Annotated in this window: 14 protein-coding genes; 4 read left to right on the top strand and 10 right to left on the bottom strand. The window is 36.6% G+C overall.

The window, feature by feature from the left end; translation table 11 throughout:
• Positions 1-63 precede the first annotated feature (63 nt).
• From ACIP9G_RS21980 to ACIP9G_RS21950, 7 genes are all read right to left on the bottom strand, one after another.
• On the bottom strand, positions 64-1,047 hold the full coding sequence (locus ACIP9G_RS21980) for a ring-cleaving dioxygenase (protein WP_401022317.1): 984 nt from the start codon (positions 1,045-1,047) through the stop codon (positions 64-66).
• A gap of 50 nt (positions 1,048-1,097) precedes the next feature.
• Positions 1,098-1,532: a MarR family winged helix-turn-helix transcriptional regulator gene (locus ACIP9G_RS21975; RefSeq protein ID WP_340822136.1), complete on the bottom strand. Its 435-nt coding sequence runs from the start codon at positions 1,530-1,532 to the stop codon at positions 1,098-1,100.
• A gap of 171 nt (positions 1,533-1,703) precedes the next feature.
• Positions 1,704-2,174, bottom strand: coding sequence for a YusW family protein (locus ACIP9G_RS21970; protein WP_401022314.1), 471 nt, complete (start codon positions 2,172-2,174; stop codon positions 1,704-1,706).
• 128 nt (positions 2,175-2,302) lie between these two features.
• Entirely contained in the window at positions 2,303-4,525 is a 2,223-nt protein-coding gene (locus ACIP9G_RS21965) for a YcdB/YcdC domain-containing protein (protein ID WP_401022313.1), read from the bottom strand.
• A gap of 123 nt (positions 4,526-4,648) precedes the next feature.
• Positions 4,649-5,971 carry a LysM peptidoglycan-binding domain-containing protein gene (locus ACIP9G_RS21960; protein WP_401022311.1) on the bottom strand — a complete coding sequence of 441 codons (1,323 nt, stop codon included), beginning with the start codon at positions 5,969-5,971 and terminating at the stop codon, positions 4,649-4,651.
• A gap of 425 nt (positions 5,972-6,396) precedes the next feature.
• Entirely contained in the window at positions 6,397-7,131 is a 735-nt protein-coding gene (locus tag ACIP9G_RS21955; RefSeq protein WP_340822130.1) for a hypothetical protein, read from the bottom strand.
• Entirely contained in the window at positions 7,124-8,461 is a 1,338-nt protein-coding gene (locus tag ACIP9G_RS21950; protein WP_401022308.1) for an AAA family ATPase, read from the bottom strand. Before ACIP9G_RS21950 ends, ACIP9G_RS21955 begins: the two co-directional genes overlap by 8 nt.
• Before the next feature lie 167 nt (positions 8,462-8,628).
• Between ACIP9G_RS21950 and ACIP9G_RS21945 the strand changes: the two genes are divergently transcribed.
• From ACIP9G_RS21945 to ACIP9G_RS21930, 4 genes are all read left to right on the top strand, one after another.
• The gene (locus tag ACIP9G_RS21945) at positions 8,629-9,123 is read left to right on the top strand and encodes a hypothetical protein (RefSeq protein ID WP_401022306.1); all 495 of its coding nucleotides are present in this window, start codon (positions 8,629-8,631) and stop codon (positions 9,121-9,123) included.
• Positions 9,124-9,631: 508 nt separating this feature from the next.
• A complete protein-coding gene (locus ACIP9G_RS21940) occupies positions 9,632-11,380 on the top strand; it encodes a methyl-accepting chemotaxis protein (RefSeq protein ID WP_401022303.1) in 1,749 nt (582 codons plus the stop codon).
• Positions 11,381-11,532: 152 nt separating this feature from the next.
• Entirely contained in the window at positions 11,533-14,700 is a 3,168-nt protein-coding gene (locus ACIP9G_RS21935) for an amino acid adenylation domain-containing protein (RefSeq protein ID WP_401022301.1), read from the top strand.
• Positions 14,700-15,353, top strand: a complete 654-nt coding sequence (locus tag ACIP9G_RS21930) for a 4'-phosphopantetheinyl transferase family protein (protein ID WP_401022299.1) — start codon at positions 14,700-14,702, stop codon at positions 15,351-15,353. Before ACIP9G_RS21935 ends, ACIP9G_RS21930 begins: the two co-directional genes overlap by 1 nt.
• Before the next feature lie 507 nt (positions 15,354-15,860).
• On the opposite strand, the gene ACIP9G_RS21925 is transcribed toward ACIP9G_RS21930, so the two are convergent.
• The 3 genes from ACIP9G_RS21925 to ACIP9G_RS21915 are packed head-to-tail and all read right to left on the bottom strand — an operon-like array spanning position 15,861 to position 18,697.
• Positions 15,861-16,871 (bottom strand): ABC transporter substrate-binding protein, encoded by a 1,011-nt coding sequence (locus tag ACIP9G_RS21925; protein WP_340822120.1) that lies wholly within the window; start codon positions 16,869-16,871, stop codon positions 15,861-15,863.
• Between the two features lie 10 nt (positions 16,872-16,881).
• Complete coding sequence (locus tag ACIP9G_RS21920; protein ID WP_401022295.1) at positions 16,882-17,643, bottom strand: ABC transporter ATP-binding protein; 762 nt, start codon at positions 17,641-17,643, stop codon at positions 16,882-16,884.
• Between the two features lie 4 nt (positions 17,644-17,647).
• Positions 17,648-18,697: a FecCD family ABC transporter permease gene (locus tag ACIP9G_RS21915; RefSeq protein ID WP_401022375.1), complete on the bottom strand. Its 1,050-nt coding sequence runs from the start codon at positions 18,695-18,697 to the stop codon at positions 17,648-17,650.
• Positions 18,698-18,923 lie beyond the last annotated feature (226 nt).

Genomic DNA, 18,923 nt, shown 5'->3' with positions numbered 1-18,923 from the left:
TGGCGTACTCCAATCATTCATTATGCTTTAGTAAAATTGTGTTCCTTAATAATAAATGACACCTTACTCATATTCTTTTTCAAATGAAACCGTACTTCTTACAGTATCAATTGGACGAACAAGCCCTTCAATTTGTGCACGTTTAGGCTCTAAGAAAGGCGGTAATGATAGTTTTTCCCCCAATGTTTCATAGGGCTCATCACCCATAAAACCAGGGCCGTCTGTCGCCCATTCAAATAAGATTTGTGGTGCTACACGTGCATATAGCGATTCAAAGAAGTGACGGTTAACATAACCAGATGTATTGAAACCAAAGCCTTCTAATCGTTCTGTCCACTCATTTAAAACAGCACGATCTGCTACGCGAAATGCTGCGTGATGCACAGTACCAAAACCTTGACGAGCTGCTGGCAGGATTGTGTTATATTCCACAACAATTTGTGCACCGTTGCCTCCCTCTCCGACCTCAAATAAGTGGAAGTCTCCTTCAGCTGCAATTTCTGTGAAGAGCATTACTTTTTCTAGCATTTCTTTGAAATAGTCAAAATTCGCAACACGCACAAATATTGGACCTAATCCTGTAATAGCGTATTCTAGTGGGATAGGACCATCTTGCCAAGGTGTACCTGTAGCCACTCCTTTGTTGTTTTCATCAGAAATTAGTTGATACTGCTGATCGTCAAAATCAACAAATGATAATGTTTGCTTGCCGAATTGTTCTTTTATGCCTGTATGTTTGACATTTAAGCGCTCAAATCGTTTTTCCCAGTATGCTAATGCTGCATCTGTTGGCACTCGGAATGATGTTTTAGAAATTTCGTTTGTCCCATGTACACCTTTTGGTATGTTTGGGAAGTCAAAGAATGTCATATCTGTTCCAGCACTACCCTTGTCATCTGCAAAAAATAAGTGATATGTTTGAATATCGTCCTGATTTACTGTTTTTTTAACTAAACGCATGCCTAGTACATACGTGAAAAATTTATAATTTTCTTCTGCGCTACTTGTAATAGCAGTTACATGGTGAATTCCTTTTAAATGATTCATATTAAGTTCCTCCTATTTATCTCGAATTCGAGATATATGTTTAAAAAAATTTATTTATTAATGGCATTAAGACCGACCTTTTTCAAAGCTACATTCATTGTTTCCAACTCCTGTTGGTCTAATACTTCAAAAATTTCATTGATCTTTTGTTCATGGAGTGGAAAAATTCTATCCATTAAGACCTGTCCCTCATCTGTTAACAATGCATAGGTAACACGACGATCTTTAGGACAAGCACGTCGACAAACAAAACCTTTTTGCTCCAGCTTATCAATAACGTACGTAATACTACTACTTGCAATTAAAATTTTCTTACCAATTACTTGAATTGGCTGCTCGCCATGGTGGTACAAAAAATCCAATACCCCAAATTCAGTCTGGTTTAAATCATATTGAAGCAAATCTTTTTTTGTTGCATCCTGAATTGATTGATAAGCACGGAACATAATCGTAAAAGCTTTTAAACACCGATTTTCTTCCTTCATAAGATGCCCTCTTTCTATTTACCTCGAAATTGAATATCTTTAATTCGAGATAATAATATCACAGATATTCCCTAACAGCAATCATTTTTATTTAAATTAATATTATTAAATACAAAAATCTTTTTCAAAAGCTAAAAGCCCCTATACAAATTAGTGTATAGGGAGCTTCTATTATTTCAATCGTTTAAATTCTTTTTCTGTTCCATCAGCAAACTCTACTTCTACCTCAATCGATTGATAGTCATCTGTAATATTAAACACTTTAATGACTTGGTCAATTACTTCATCATTCGATGTTGTAGAATCGAAAGTTAGTTGCTTAAATAATGGTTCTAACTTCGTATAAGCCTCATCACCTTGAATTTTTTCATTATTGCGGTCATCTTCCAATTTAGCCTCTATACCGTTCTTCTTATTTTCATATTCAACCTCATATGATTCTGTTGCTGAATAATCAACGTCCAATGAAAATTCTATAAAGTTAAAGGGCACTTGATCCGTTACATTTTCACCAGCCTGTTGATTAGTGTTTTCCTCTGTTGGAGCATTCGTAGGTACATCCTTTACCTCATCCTTATTACAGCCATAAAGTAATCCAGCTGCTACTGAGAATACTAATAACATTTTATAATTACGCATCATGTTCCACTCCTTTTCTGTTAGTATTCTTCCCTAAAAAATCATGAAATAAACGAAAAAAGATATCTCCTTAAATTAGGAGATACCCTTTTTCTCATCTATTTAGATGGAAGACCGTCAATCAATTCGTATTAATAGAAGTAATTACGACCAGTATTATTTTCATGAATAGCACGAGCTAAGCGAAGTGTTGAAACAGCTAAATCTGCATAATTTACTTTTTCAGTTGCATTAAAGTTGTTTTGTTGTGCATCGATTAAGCCCATTACACTTGCTAATGCTACGTAACCTGCATATGCTGGATCAATAGAACCTGCATCAGCGAAGTTCAACTTGTAAATGTCGTTATGCTTTGCAGCACTTTCTAAACGTAGTACACGAATAAACCATTCTGCAAGCTCTTGACGAGTCAATGTCGCATCGACAGCAAATTCATCTGCTGGTTGTAAAACGCCCATTCTTACTGCTTGTTCAACTATTGCATATAACGGATGTTTAGGATCAATATTATTAAACGATTGATATGTTTCTTCTTCATTTCCATATCCATAGTAGCCATATGTCAATGATTTAAGAATAATTTTTAACGCTTCACCCTTCGTTATAGCTGTATCAGCATTAAAGCTTGCTGGATCTTTCACTTCCAACACATTTTGTGCTAACAAGTAGTTTAATTCCTCTGCAGCTGTTGGGTGAGAAATTTGCGGTTTATTATTTGAATCATCGGCACTACTTACCCATTTGCCTGTTAGTGCATCAATTTGATTATATATGCTGCCCTCATATGAAGGTGCATACACTAAATCATAGTGATTGCTATCTTCTTTATCCTGTTTAGTGTACTGTAACTTCAGCTTTAACGCATCGCTAAATGTTTCCTTTGCCTTATCAGCTGAGACTACCTTACTTACAGATGGCCAGTTATCAATTTTTTGTTGATTAATGTTTAATCCACGTAATGAACCGTCTGTACCGACGCTCACATAAATTTCATCACCAACAACAGGAATTCCGTTTACAATACGCGGGAATGAGAAGCCATATTGGTTGCTATAATTATCATATCCATAATCATCTAAAGGTTTTGCATAGTTATGGATATAGGACGGAGCCCACTCTTTTAAGTAGTCAATAGCCTTCGCCAACGCAGCATCTTTCGTAATCTTTTCTGCTTTTTTATCTGTCAGCATGAAATCTCTACTGATGTCATAGTATTGTGTAATTTCACCAGTTGCCTTATTAATTTCAAATGAAGCACCAGAACCACCATTCTCATACATGTACATGTAATTTACAGAGTAAAGTGTTTCACCATTTTCATTTTCTCTTTCATCAACCATATCAATTTGTAGTTTTGCCTTATCAGGGTCCACTTTTAAGAAGGATTTTGCAAATTCCTCTACTTCTTCAACCGTCATACCAGGTTTTCTCGGATTAAGTTGTTCTGAAGATAGCTTTTCAACACCTTTTACGCTTGGTGCTTTTGCCACGAAGCCATTCGCTGTTTGCCATTGTCCTGTTAATGCATGTACACCATAGAAGCTTGATGTTGGCATATACACTAGCTTCACTTCACGCTTATCAGATGGATAGTTATAGTCTAAATAATAACGTAACTCTACAGCAAAGTTATCACGAACTTGTGCTAGAACATCTGCCTCGCTCTTTTTCTGTTCTACGCCATCGAACGTTGCCTTTTTAGATACATTTGAATTGCGATATACTTGTACAACTTCTCCATTAGCAAGCACACCAATAAAAATTGTGTGGTTACTAAGCGTTACACCGTTATGTGTCGGTGCATATGAGAATGAATAAGTAATTGGCTCTGATAATGGGCGAGTGTAATTAAATCCATAATCAAAATCATTTTCTTGTAATTTATAGTTTGCTGTATTCGGGAATTTCTTTAAGAAATCCTGTGCAATTTTTTGTGCGTCATCCTTCGAATATTTAGCAGGATATAGCGCATCTGCCACATTAGCTGGCTGGTAATAGAAGCTTTCAAGCTCTAAATCATCACCCATAAAAGTAATACTACCATACACATCTTTACCATTTACTGTTTTTTGGAAACTCAAATCATAACGGATTGTTTTATCATCGTTATAGTAATGTCCACGCCCCGTATAAAAATCATTATCTGTTAAAAAATTGAACTTTTCTGGGAAAAGCTCACGGAATTTTTTTATAAGTGTACTTTTTGTTACCTTTGTTTCTGTTGAGGCTACTTGAATCTCTATTCTCTCTGGAGAATCCTTAACATTAGCAGAAGCTTGTGCCATTGGAGAAAGTACTCCGACAGAAAATGCAGTAGACGTTAGAATAATCCCCAATTTTTTAAATTTACCCAAAATATCCCTCCTAAAATACAATTTACCTAATTATATATTATATTCCCAAAATAGGAAATAGTATTTACAGATTATTTCCAATAAGAAGAAAATAAATTGGGTATACCATTATCCCTATCAATGTCATTTCTTCACCACATTAAAATTTGAGTCTATCAATAACCAATTTTGCGGGAACGGTAGCCCAAGCTTCCAGTACCCTATGCCTCTAAGCTTGTACTGCTTAATTAAATTAAATTTCGCTTGAATCGACCGTGCATCTTCAAACCAGACTATGTGCGCTCTTCCTTGCTCATCATAATATTCAAAGAAAGGTGCTTGTGCATTCCAATCATATTGGATAGCTGCATTATATTTTTTGGCAATCTCAATAGCCCTTTGCGGACTTACAGCCTCTGCATATGGACCTCCTTGTACAAACGGCAGTGTCCAATCATAGCCATATAAGTTTTGTCCAAGCAATATTTTACTTGGTGGTATTTCTGATACAGCATATTTGACAACGGCCTCAACTTCGCGAATTGGCGAAACAGCCATAGGGGGTCCAGCAGAATAGCCCCATTCATAGGTCATCAGCAATACGAAGTCCACAATCTCCCCATGTGCTTTATAATCATGTGCTTCAATCCATGGCCCTTTTTGATTCGCACTTGTTTTTGGGGCAAGTGCTGTCGAAACCGTATAACCCTCTGCATGGAACCGCTCCACGGCTCTTCTTAAAAAATTGTTATACGCTTCCCGCTGATCAGGGGGCAAATTTTCAAAGTCAAAATGGATATCTTTTATGCTTTCTAAACGCCTTGCTTCTTTAAGAATATTGTCAAAAAGTAAATCTTGCACTGCCGTACTTTGGAAAATATCTCTTGCAAGGTCGCCACTAAATTGAAAGTTCTCCAAATTCGATACAACCATTGCAACAGCTGCTCCTGAGTCTTTCGTAATTTCAGACACACCGTTTTTTGGAGGTTGCTTCAATGTCCCGTCTCTCCGTGCTTCATAGCTAAATAAGGCAAGATAAGTTAAATAAGGAGATGCTTCTCGGGCTGAATTTAATAATGCTTCACTAACGGCTGTCCCTCTTGGCTCTAAATATGCCAATGTTTCTGCTCTCGTTTTCGGTGCTGGTGGAATATAAAGACGCAAACCAACTGATAAAGTCTGGTTTGGATTTATGCCATTGACCTGTGCAAGTGTTAAATAATTAATCCCAAAGCGTTGCCCTATAGACCATAAACTATCCCCAGGCTGTACATAATAAAAGCTACCGACGATTGGAATTACAAGTGCTTGGCCAACAACTAATCGATTAGGGTCTGGAATTTGATTGGCATCTACTATACTTTGAACCGTTGTGCCATATGCATTTGCAATTCCATATAAGGACTCTCCTGCTCGTACAACATGTATTTGAATGCGATTTGCCTCCTTTTTACGTAATGAAACCATAGCCATAAAGCTTATGATATAAAATAAGAAAACATGTCACCTTGAAGCAATCACATCTGTAGCGCAATCAATTTTTAGTACAAATAATTATAGAGGACTTTTGCCGTTGATTTCCTTTCCAGGCGCTCCCTTTCCGACCGTTGACGTGAAGTGCCAGGCACTCAAACAATTTCTATGCTATGAATGTAGACTTCTGCGACAACAGCTCACGTGTGCCCGTGGAAATCGCCCCCCACGCAATAGAAATCAGCGGCAGTAGTATCATTTTTTATCCTTTTCATGGTCATAAAGTGGAAATTTCTTTGCCAACATTATTCGTTGATTTTCTTTCCAGGCGCTCCCTTTCCGACCGTAGCGAATATCAACAGCAGTTAGATGAAAAAAGGCGAAAAAACCTCTCAAATTTAATGAGAGGTTTTTGTATTTTATTTATGCGCATTGGACGTAATCATTTCAAATAACAATGGCACATTCGTACTGCGTTGCAAAGAATTACATTCCTTTGTTAAGTACGCCCAACTTTCTTTCATTTTTTCTCGGTAAGATAGTGCTGTATCTACATGCAGAAATTCCAAAAGATACTCTTTTATAGAGCCCGATAAGTTTTCCATAAATTCATCTGCTTTTAGCACTTTTTCCGTGGCGACTTCATTGCGCTCATTCCATAATACGTGCTCTAAATTTGTAGCAAAATAAAACAACTGATAAGGTACTTTTAATCGATCAATACTAAAATGGTCATTTGCAAGCAAAATCTTAACGTTATTAGCCTTCATTTCATTGCGCTGTTCAATTTGCTCTTTACGTCTCTCTGTTTTTACAAAAATGGCGTCCTCAGTATAATAGAGATTCTGTTCGATATCTGCATTGATTTTGACAAACTCTGGAGCGATAAAACAACCATCTGCATCGGTAATATGAATGACTGCCGATAAATCTTTCGCTAAAAACTTATACTTTTCTAGATAATTATGAATGACTCGGCTGACACTATTTTTAATATTGGGGATTCGCTTTTTCGCATCCCATTTCGTCAAAATATCCTCACGTTGCACATCAAAGCGGATGGTCGAATCGGCAAAATGCTCATCTAAAAAATCCTCTAAAATTATTTGCTCTGTTTGTCCTTCTACAATCACTAAAAGCACTTTTTTAGTCATGTTGCACACCAGCTTTTCTAAAAGCACGTTTAATTTTGAACGTTTTCGTTTCTTTATAAACCTCTTCATCCTGTCCACCTAGCTGTATAGCACGTAAATAGACATCTCGTGCATTATTGACCTCTTTAATACCTTTTAGCTGCATATATCGGTAATTCTCATTCGTTGTTGTAAACCATAAGTTTTTAATGGCAAGCACCTCTAACACACGTAAATTGTGGGACGTAAAAATAAGTTGCCCTTTTCCGCCCTCATCAATCACTGTTAACAACTCGCCTAACAAATATTCAAAAACGCCAGAATCTAATTCATCGATCACAACACAAGCAGTTGGATTATTGTAAACAGCTATTAGTACACTAAGCACAGAGATAATTTTTAAAATCCCTTCTGATTCTGTTCGCAATGGCAATTCCCGATCTCCCCGTTGCGATAGAAACTCAAATCGGATTCCCTTTTCACCATTATCTAATAATTGCTCTGTAATGACATGAATCTTAATAGTGAGTCCTGGAATAATAGTCGATAATACTTGATTGCTTTGCTCTATCACTTCACATAATACATTGAAAGCATTTTTAGGCAGTAATGCTGGCCCTTTCAAATCATATGGAATGGAGCCACGCGTTTTTTCAAGATGGATACTAAAGGGCATACTGCGTTCTTCAAATAAAGGCGCGATATTTTGATTGTTGATAACATGTAAATCTCGATTAAAATCAATCGCTAAATTATGAAGCAACTGCATTTCTAATTCTGATAGCTTTTCTTGTAGCAATGGCTTTAAATCTTTATGGAAGATAAATGACATATATTGTTTTCGCGCTAGTTGTTGAATAACAAGCGTTTTTATACGCATTTTTTCACTCATATCTCGTAAAAAGCTTTTTCGAATTTGAACGTCCTCATCTGTGACACTTACTAAAACTTTTGATCGTTTTCCTTTTTCATCTTCTCTATATGTGAGTCGCTCTGCAATAATATATAGCCGTTTTTCATCCTCACGCAATGTTACATAGTAGTTCACAAAAAATGTACCAAATTGATTGTCCACTAGAAATTCAAAATCAATAGTAGCAGTGTTTTCTCCTGCCATGATTAAACGCTTGTCTTGTAATGGTAATTTCACTTCAGCAATCCAACCAGAAATAATCGTCTTTAATAAGCTAAATGCATCAACAATCGTCGTTTTCCCAGAACCGTTTTGCCCATACACGCCAACGACGTTCGCTTTCATAAGCGAAGCAAAATCCACTGCTAATGTTAGCTCACCATTTCGTACATTCCTTAAGTTTTGTACCTTTATTTTCTTAATTTTTATAATAGTCATCGAAACACCCTTTAAGTCTTTTCTTCTTATTATAATGAATATCGTTATATTTTATAACAATTTCAAATTTAATATCCTATACTTGTTTTTATATTGAGCTATTTGCCTATGACAAATACATTACGGGACATATGTTAGAGAAGAAAAATGAAGAAAGGTGTGTTTCATTGGTCAATCCTAGATTAGCTCCCGAAGATTTTAATCAACAGTTCCGACCCGGTATGAAAATATGGGTTACGCTCCCTACTGGCACATATTCAGGCACATTGATTCGAACATTTGGAAAAGACGGAAGAACAGCCGAAATTCAATTAGATTCTGGTCAAGTTATAACAGTTGATGTTAGCCAAATTACAGCAGCAGGGACAGGTTACCCTCCTGGTGGTGGCTCATATCCACCTCCGTATCCACCTCCATACCCTCCACCATATCCGCAACCATATCCACCTCAACCGTATCCACCACAGCCGTATCCACCACGTCCTTATCCGCCACAACCATATCCACCTCAACCATATCCACCGCGTCCATACCCACAACCGTTCCCCCCTATGCCATACCCTGGTGGACAATACCCTGGTGGTCAATTACCTGGTCTCCCACCCATACTACCTCCAGGCCTTCCCAACATTTTACCTGGCATCTTTGGTAACCCGAGATAATAAAAAAGGCTTTCCATAAGTTCAGTTATGAACGAGTGGAAAACCTTTTTTTATTTTCTTTTACACAAAGTATACACAACTTTTTTCAAACAATTGTAATAATATTTGTCTATAATAACAATTAGTAATTTTAAAAGTTGGTTACTAGAAACAAATTATACTATTATTAGTGTATTTTCTATTAATAATATGCCAGAAACCCGTTAATCCCTATTATAAAAACACTATATTTTTAATTCGCACTTCGAAATTTCACAGTTGAAATAGTAGGATTTTTGGGTTGTGAATCGTATTTTTTGGCAGTATAGTTGTTTATGGTTAGGGGATGAATGGATTATTTTACTAACAATGAAATAATGATAAAAAGTATAGGAATGTACTTCTATATATGAAATTATCATGACGGTCAATTGTAACATTGTACTATTCCCATTACATTTGGCTTTCTCATTATCGGCCGTCCCTTTTTCACTTGAAATATGTTTTTTACAATTTTAGGAGGAAGAGTATGAAGAAAAGTAAGAAGCAGCAAATGTCAATTAGCAAGAAATTAACTTTCACAATGGTTAGTATTTTATTGCTATTTGGATTAGTTACTATGGGATTTTCCTATTATATAGTGAAAAACAGTAACTTAAAAGATATGGATGAATCCCTCTATGATAAAGGCATGATTTTATCAAAGACAATAGATCAAAAAGCATTGAAATCTGCACTGCAACAACCAAATGCTAATAATAATGATGTCGTTCGTTTAACAGAAGAAATGGATGCCATCAATGATAAATCAGATATTATTACCAATCTCTTTCTTATTACAGTAGATGGTGAAAATATTAATGCACCGGTTTTATCCTCAAGTGTTCTTGAAGTTGGGGCAGAATATAACCAAGATATGATCGCGATGGGTCTCTCTCCAGATTTCCTTGCAAGAATAAAAGAAGTTTTTGAAACAAAAGAGGCAACTGCTACAGAGATTTATAAAGATGAGTTTGGAAGCTATAAAACAGGGCTTACTCCGATATTAGATGACGATGGTTCAATGTTAGCTGCGTATGCTATTGATTATGATGTATCGATGGTAACTGCTAAAGCACTTTCGGAAGCAATGTGGGTTCTGTTAATTACTGTTTTATTCCTTATTGGGTCTTCCATCGTCGTTTACTCACTATTAAAAAAGAAGCTAACGCCTATCCAACAGCTATCCTTACAATCTAAAAAAGTTGCTGAAGGTAACTTGGAGCTAGAACCTTTACCTGTTCAATCAAATGATGAAATTGGCGTGCTAACAAATAATTTTAATGTAATGATTGGAAGTTTACAAACAGTCATTCAAAGCGCAACAAATGTTTCTTCACGTGTTTCAAATACTGCACAAGTTTTATCAAGTAATATGCAGGAAGCAACGGATTCTTATAATAGTGTAGCTTCATCGATGCAAGAAATAGCAAGTGTTGCGGATTTACAAGTTCAAAAGGCAAAAGAAAGTTCAGTTACGATTGAGGAAATGAGCATTGGTATTCAACGTATTGCCATGACATCTAATCAGATTTCTGAATCCTCTATTCTTGCATCTGAGGAAGCGGAAAAAGGTAACGATTCAACGAACAAATCTGTCGCTCAAATGAATGCAATTAGTAAAGCTGTAAATCAATCGGCATCATCTGTCAAAATGCTAGGTGAACACTCAAATAAAATCCAAGAAATCGTTGGTATTATTACAGGTATCGCTTCCCAAACAAATTTACTTGCATTAAATGCGGCAATAGAGGCTGCTCGTGCAGGTGAAGCAGGAAGTGGTTTTGCTGTAGTCGCTGACGAGGTGCGCAAGTTGGCAGAGCAATCAGAGGCATCAGCAAGAGAAATTTCTACGCTAATCTCGCGTATTCAACACGATACTAATGAATCAGTAAATGTCATGATACATGCGGTAGAGGAAGTGGACAATGGCTTAATAATGATCAATGATTCCGAAAAATCATTTGGCCAAATTTTAACTTCAATACATCATGTTACTGGTCAGATTCAAGAATTATCAGCTACTATTGAGGAAATGGCAGCTGGTATGGAAGAGGTTACATCAGCTGTTCAAGATATGGAACAATTCTCTGAAAATTCTAGAAACAATACAAGCACAGTAGCCGAAACATCTGCTACTCAGCTCAACACAGTGCAAAGAGTTTCAGAAGAAGCACAAGTATTAACAGATTTATCAGATGAATTATTAACTGTTGTAAAGACTTTTATTGTGAAATGATGTACTAAAAAAACCTTATAGCTTTATTAATCTCGTCGATGCTACAGCATCGGCGAGCCATTTATTCATGTCATTTCCTAGCAATAATATTTACTTCTAGTTGCACTAATTGGGCACTGCCCCTCTACTTTCAAAAATAGGAGTTGTGATGATTGAATAAAGAACTTAATTTACTTACAGCAGATTATCAAACGAACTATAATGAGCAACAAACCCTACCAGCTCATTGTACGCAATTGTTAACTGAAGCAGATAAAGTAGTTTATCAAGCTTTAAATCAAACAAAAGCCTTTTATGCGAAAGATCAAACAATACCTGAAGTATTTTATCAAGCTGTAGAACAGTTTGCTGATAGAATTGCATTATCATTTAATGGTGGCTCAATGACCTATCGTCAGCTCAATGAACGATCCAATCAAATCGCTCATATGCTGCGAGACAAAGGTTTGCAAAAAGGCGACAAAGTGGCGATTGTTATGGAACGTAGTCAGGAAACTGTTATTAGTTTACTTGGTGTTTTAAAAGCAGGTGGTATATATGTACCGATTGATCCTAGCTATCCTAAAGAGCGTTGTCATTATTTGTTAAATGATACAGGTGCGACATTTATATTAATAAAAGAAGAACATACTCAATTACTTAATGATTTACTACATAACGATTCCCAAACTCGTATAGTGTTTACACTTAATCGGATGGAAATCACATTTTCAAAAAACAATATCCATATCGATCTCAGCCCTGCTGATTTAGCCTATATTATTTATACATCAGGCTCGACAGGCAAGCCAAAAGGCGTAATGCTTAAGCATGAATCTGTGATCAACTTAATTACTGACAATCAAAGAATCTACCAAGCAAGTAAATATGATGTCTTTTCACAATTTATCTCCTATAGTTTTGATCCATCCGTCACTGAAACATTTACTGCTTTTTTCTCTGGCGCACGATTACATATGCTCACAAGTATTGAGCGCGTATCAATAGAGGCATTTGCTGAAATGATTGAGCGTGAAAAAGTAACAACAGCCACAATTCCAAATGCATTCTTTACGCAGCTAGCTACTCACCTCTCTATTGAACACCATGATAAATTATCGTCTCTTAAATATTTATCTGTAGGTGGGGAAGCCCTTATGCCTGCTGTTATACAAAAGTGGCATGAAAAATTCGGAACAACAACTGAAATTATTAATGTATATGGACCAACAGAATGTACAGTGCTGTCCTCCTACCATAAAGTGAAGGATACTGTAATTGATAATCAATCAAGCATTCCTATTGGTAAGCCTATCGCCAATTACGAAATGTATATTATTAATAATGATGGTCAGCTTTGCCCTGTCAATGAAGCAGGGGAACTTTACATAGCTGGTGCTGGTCTAGCTGCTGGCTATTTAAATCAACCGGAAAAAACTGCTGAAGCGTTTGTCCCACATATATTATCAAATGAACCTGGAAGATTAATGTATCGAACAGGTGATTTAGTTCGTTTATTACCGAGCGGTGTAATTGAATTTGTAGGACGCAAAGATTCTCAAATTAAAGTTAGAGGGTTCCGAATTGAGTTAGGCGAAATTGAAACGGTATTAAGTAATCACCCAAGCATTCAAGAAGGCGTGATACTTGCAAAGAAAATGGACGATGGAAATAATAGCTTGTTTGCCTACTACACTTTAATTGGCGGTAGTAAGGAAGAACAAACAGCAATTAGACAGTATTTAGCAGGTCATTTACCAGACTATATGGTGCCTGAACGATTAATTGAAGTGCAGGAAATGCCCTTGTCCCCTACAGGCAAAATCGACCGAAAGCAATTAGCTGCTATTGAGGTAACAGCACCTTTACCAAGTCATTATGATCAACCGGAGAACCCAATACAGAAGCTACTAGCCTCTGCATGGCAACATGTACTCGGTATTGAACGTGTCGGTATTCATGATAATTTCTTTCATATCGGTGGGCATTCATTAAAAGTACTTGAAATTTTAGTCCAAGTGAAAAAGCATATTCCGTTTTTAAAAATACAAGACTTTTTCCAATATCAAACGATTGCCGAACTAGATCATTATATTTGTAACTATCAACCAGAAACGAATGACACACCACAACAACATGTAGATTTTGTTCGTAAAGATTTGATGGAGCCAAGCCGTCTTTCCGTTGCGCAAACACCAACACCTCTAACTATGAATGCTGTGCTGTTAACCGGTGCAACAGGCTATTTAGGAAGTCATATTTTAAATGAGCTTTTAAATAATACAAATACTCATATTTACTGCTTAATTAGACAAAGCGCACACACAACACTTGATGAAAAACTTAAAGAGAGCATGGCTTTTTATTTCGGTGAAGACATTGTGGCAATGCTACATAATCGAGTGACTGTCATCCAAGGTGATTTGAGTAAAGAAAAACTTAATTTATCAAGTAAAGATTACGTTACACTTACTGAAGAAATTGATGCAATTATTCATTGTGGTGCAGATGTAAGACATTTCGGGGCTGCCACTCATTTTAATGATGTCAATGTTGAAGGGACTAGATACTTGCTCGAGCTTGCTAAAAGTAAAGCAGGTGTCCATTTCCACTACGTTTCAACAATTGGTATTCCTGAAGAACTTGCGGCAACACAATGGGGAGAAAAGCAAGCACTGGGTGAATTTGATTACGATGTTTCACTTACAAATGTTTATACCCAAAGTAAGTTAGAGGCTGAAAATCTTGTTAAAAATGCCGTGAACGATAAAATTCCTGTTTCAATTTATCGTGTTGGCAATTTAACATGCCATTCCCAAACAGGAAAATTCCAGCGCAACATAGATGATAATGCGTTTTACCGAATGATGAAATCGATGCTCCATTTAGGAAAAACACCGACAGCTAATTGGCATGTTGACTTTACGCCAATCAATTATGCGAGCCAGGCACTTATAACATTAGCCCGTCAACCAAAATCCAACGGACACATTTTCCACCTATGTAACCCTGTACCCCTAGCCTATCTTGATTTTATTGAAGCAATAAAGGACATGGGATATGAGTTAGATATAGTTTCGGCAAATGAATATGAAGATTGGCTTTTAAATTCGGAGCATCCTAAAGCATTACAAGAATATTTATCATTAGCTATTGCACAACTTGAAGGTGATGGCGCAAGCGATTCACCATTTATATTTAATAGTGAAAAAACACAGGAATTTTTAGTGAACTCGGGTATTGCATGTGCAGAACCAAATTCAGCCTTTATCCGCACGATGATTACGTATGGTATCGAATTAGGTTATTTCCCTGAACCTAAACCAGTTGCAGTTCGATAATGTTGAGAGTCAATGGCGTACAAGTATTTGCACTCCCCATTGGACCACCATTAACAACATTTGAATGGGCGAAGTATTATGCGCAACTGCCTCCTGATGAGCAAATCAGGATATTGCAATACCAACATTGGCAGGACCGACAACGAGCCTTATTAGGAAGCATTATTTCCAGATGGGCAATTCAGCAATTGACTGCTACACAAGAGGTACAGATTGTTCGAAACGAATATGGTCGGCCTTATGTTGTAGGAGATGTTGGTTGGAGAGGTGATTTTAATCTTTCCCATTCAGGAGATTGGCTTGTCATAGCAGTAACGGAAAATGGTCATGTCGGTATTGATGTGGAGGAAATTAAGCCTGTTACGAAAGATGTTATGCACTATGCCATGACAGAGAATGAAATAACTAGCATTGACGAAATTGTAGAACCGCTACGATTAAAAAAATTTTATGAACTGTGGACATTAAAGGAAGCTCTCTTTAAAACTGCCTTATGTCCACAGCCATCACCACACTTAATCGATACGACGGATGAAATTCAAAACATTTCTACACAGCTTATTTATCTTGATGAACGACACCCTGTATCCATCTGCTGGGATCGCACATCACATATAAATTTAACCTTTTTGCATAGACATCAGCTTCAATAACTTTGCTCAGCGTATGGCAAAAGGCATCAAAAACTTGATGCCTTTTGTCTTTTTTATGAAGATAGATGAGGTGTCAGGCACTCAAACAATTTCCTTGCATTTTTTTGAAGCGCTAAGGAAAAATCCACCTAGACTCCTGCGGGCACAGCACGAGTTGTAAGACGTAACAAACCGCGCAACGGCGAGGGTTGCGGCTTACATCGTGCCCGCGGAAAGCGTAGTGGATTTTTCCGATTTAAAAGTCGATACTGTACTAGGTACGGATGCGCGGTGCCAGGCACCCAATCAATTTCCTTGCATTTTTTTGAAACGCTAAGGAAAAATCCACCTAGACTCCTGCGGGCACAGCACGAGTTGTAAGACGTAACAAACCGCGCAACGGCGAGGGTTGTGGCTTACATCGTGCCCACGGAAAGCGTAGTGGATTTTTACGATTTAGGAGCCGCTCCTATGCAAGCTAAGTGCCAGGCACTCAATCAACGTTTCCCTTTCAAAAAACTATCTCCATTATTTAAACAAATCTGGGTACATTTCTTTTGCTAGGGCTTCCATTCCATCTATCGTGTTGTAACCATATCCGAACATATAATTGTAATCTACAATATACATCTGCTTATTTTTTATAGCTTTCATACTAGATAGTTTCGGATTCGCATAAATTTCTTCCCTTACTTTTGTAAGATCAGAACCATCCCAGTTTGGAATAATTAAAACATCTGGATCTGCGGCAATTAACGTTTCAATGCTAACATCACCTGTCTCATCCTTGAAAATATTATCTAATTTCACCATTTTGAATGCATCGTTAAAAAACGTTTCATCGTGTGCTGGATAAACAAAAAGCTCTTTTGGATCGTTCGTATGCAAATAAGCAAACGTTTTTTCGTCTTTAATGCTTTCTAATTTTGAAGAAATGTCTTGTTGTCTATCTTTTAATTCTTTAATAAAGCTCGCTGCTTTGTCTTGAACATTAAAGATTTCACCGATGTTTTCAATATCATTATAAATTGAATCATACGTACCACCTGTCACTGATGATTCTAATACATATGTTTTGACACCTAATTCATTAAGTGAATCAACCGTACCTACTCCCCATTCAGCATTATCAAATAAACCACCTCGACCAAAAACTAAATCTGGATTAGTACCTAATGTAACTTCTTTTCCTACGTACTCATCACTTAAAATATTTAACTTTGAATACTCATTTTCTACAGCTTTATCAACTGCTCCGAAGTTTGCACCAACACCAACAATTTTATCACCTAAGCCTAAATGCAATAATAATTCTGCAGCTGGTCGCGTGTTGGCCATGATTCTTTCAGGTGCCTTATCGAATACTTGATCTTTCTTTTCCCAAGTAGAACCACCCTCTGCCTTTGAATAGTTTGTAATTGTCAGTGGATAATGCTCTGTTGCTTCGGATTCCTCAGTTGTATTTTTTGTAGTGTTACCACAAGCTGTTAACATTAATATAGCTGCTAAACCAATTCCTAATAATAGTTTATTCTTCATTGTGATCCTCCTAAAGACCATATGCAAATCCTAATCCCTTCGTCACAGGATTAATAAATGTTTGGCATTTTATTTGATATAAAGCTTCAATTGTATCTGGTATTAGTACTTCTTCTGGGGTACCATGTGCATAAATTTCCCCATCCTTTACCGCATAAAGATAATCGCAGTACTGTGCTGCCATCTCTAAATCATGGAGCGCTGCTAGTACACCAATGTTTAAATCCTTTACACAAGATAAAATTTCAATTTGATAGCGAATATCTAAATGATTTGTCGGTTCATCTAAAATCATAAATTTAGGCTGTTGCGCAATTGTTCTTGCTAAAATCACACGTTGTTTTTCACCACCAGACAATGATAGAAAACTACGATTTTTATAATCTAGTAAGTTCGTTCGCATTAACGCTTCCTCTACAATATCAAAATCCTGTTGTGTGTCAGACTCTAGCATTTTTTTATGTGGTGTTCTGCCTAACAGCACCATTTGCTGAACCGTTAAATCAAAGTGCATTTCATTGAACTGACCAACTACACCTAAGTGCTTTGAAATCTTTTTCTCTGAGCTTTTTAAAACATCTAGATTATCTAAAAATACCATTCCCTTCTGCGGAACAAGGCTTTTATATATACTTTTTAATAAAGTTGATTTTCCGCATCCGTTTGGTCCGATTAAGCCCACAAATTGTTGCTTTTTAACTTGTATAGATATATTTTTAACAATTTCCTTTTTGCCGATCTTAACTTCCATTTCCTGTGCAACTAATTCCATTTTTCTACCCTCCGAAGTTGTAACCTTTTTTTACAATCATATAGATAAATAATGGTGATCCAATAACAGAAGTAATGATCCCAATAGGTAATTCAACATTTTGAATTAAAGTTCTGGACAAAACATCTGCCCAAATCATAAATAGTCCTCCTAAAAGTAATGTACCTAGCATTAATCGTTTATGATCTGCACCAAATATTCCTCTTGTAATATGAGGAATAATTAATCCTACGAAGCCTATCATGCCTGCGTAGGCAACCATTGTGCCTGTTATAAGTGAAGTAAGAATCATATATAATTTTCGGTATGCGCTTAAATTGATACCTAACGTTATAGCTGATTCATCGCCTAATAGCATTGTATTTAACACACGATACTGGAAAAGGAACAGTGTGGCTCCCAGTACAATAACAATCGCTAATATCGGTGTTTTATCCCAGCTTGCAGAGGCTAAACTTCCCATTGACCAAAAAGTAACTGTCTTAATACCTTCCGCATTATTTGCAAAAAAGATAATAAGGCTTGAGAAAGAGCTACATAAAGCTCCTATGACAACACCTGATAATACAAGTTTTATTGACGTTGCCTTCCCACCAATACTCGATAATATAAGCACTGCCATTGATGTAATCATTGCTCCCGCAAATGCTCCGAAAGCTACACCAAACTGTGATAACAGTGCACTGCTGCCAAACCCTACTAAAATCGCAAATGTCGCTCCTAATGAAGCTCCTGAAGATATACCAAGTATGTATGGATCAGCAAGTGGATTTTGTACGACTGCTTGCATAACAGTCCCACATAAAGCAAGTCCTATGCCAATTAGTAAGGCAAAAATCACCCGAGGCATTCTCACCTGTAAAATGATATTCAAAAAGGATTCACTGTCCACATTTTCAAGCGATCCAAATTTGCCATTGGACATTGCGTGCAATAGAATGCTCATTGTTTGCTTGAAGGGTATGCTGACTTGCCCAATTGATACAGAATAAACGGCAGATATAAATATGGCACCTATTAAAAGTAGGATAATCACATAATAAATATTGCCCATGCCTATTCTGCTAACATCCTGTTTATCCAAAATTTCACCTCTATCTAAAATCTTAATTGATAATGATTTTCATTTTCAATTACTATAATAATTTATAATATAGTGAAAAACAACAAAAATATTAAGACTGCTATAATTTTCCTTGCTAAAAAGCCCCATTGCATTCACACTAACAGCAAAGAAGCTTTAATTTTTACCTACTTAGGGTTAGTTTATAAAATATTAA

The organism is Lysinibacillus sp. NPDC093197, from assembly GCF_044754025.1.
In the GTDB taxonomy this organism is placed as follows: domain Bacteria; phylum Bacillota; class Bacilli; order Bacillales_A; family Planococcaceae; genus Lysinibacillus.
The sequence above is the reverse complement of the archived record's forward strand: the minus strand, read 5'-3'. Positions and strand labels throughout refer to the sequence as shown.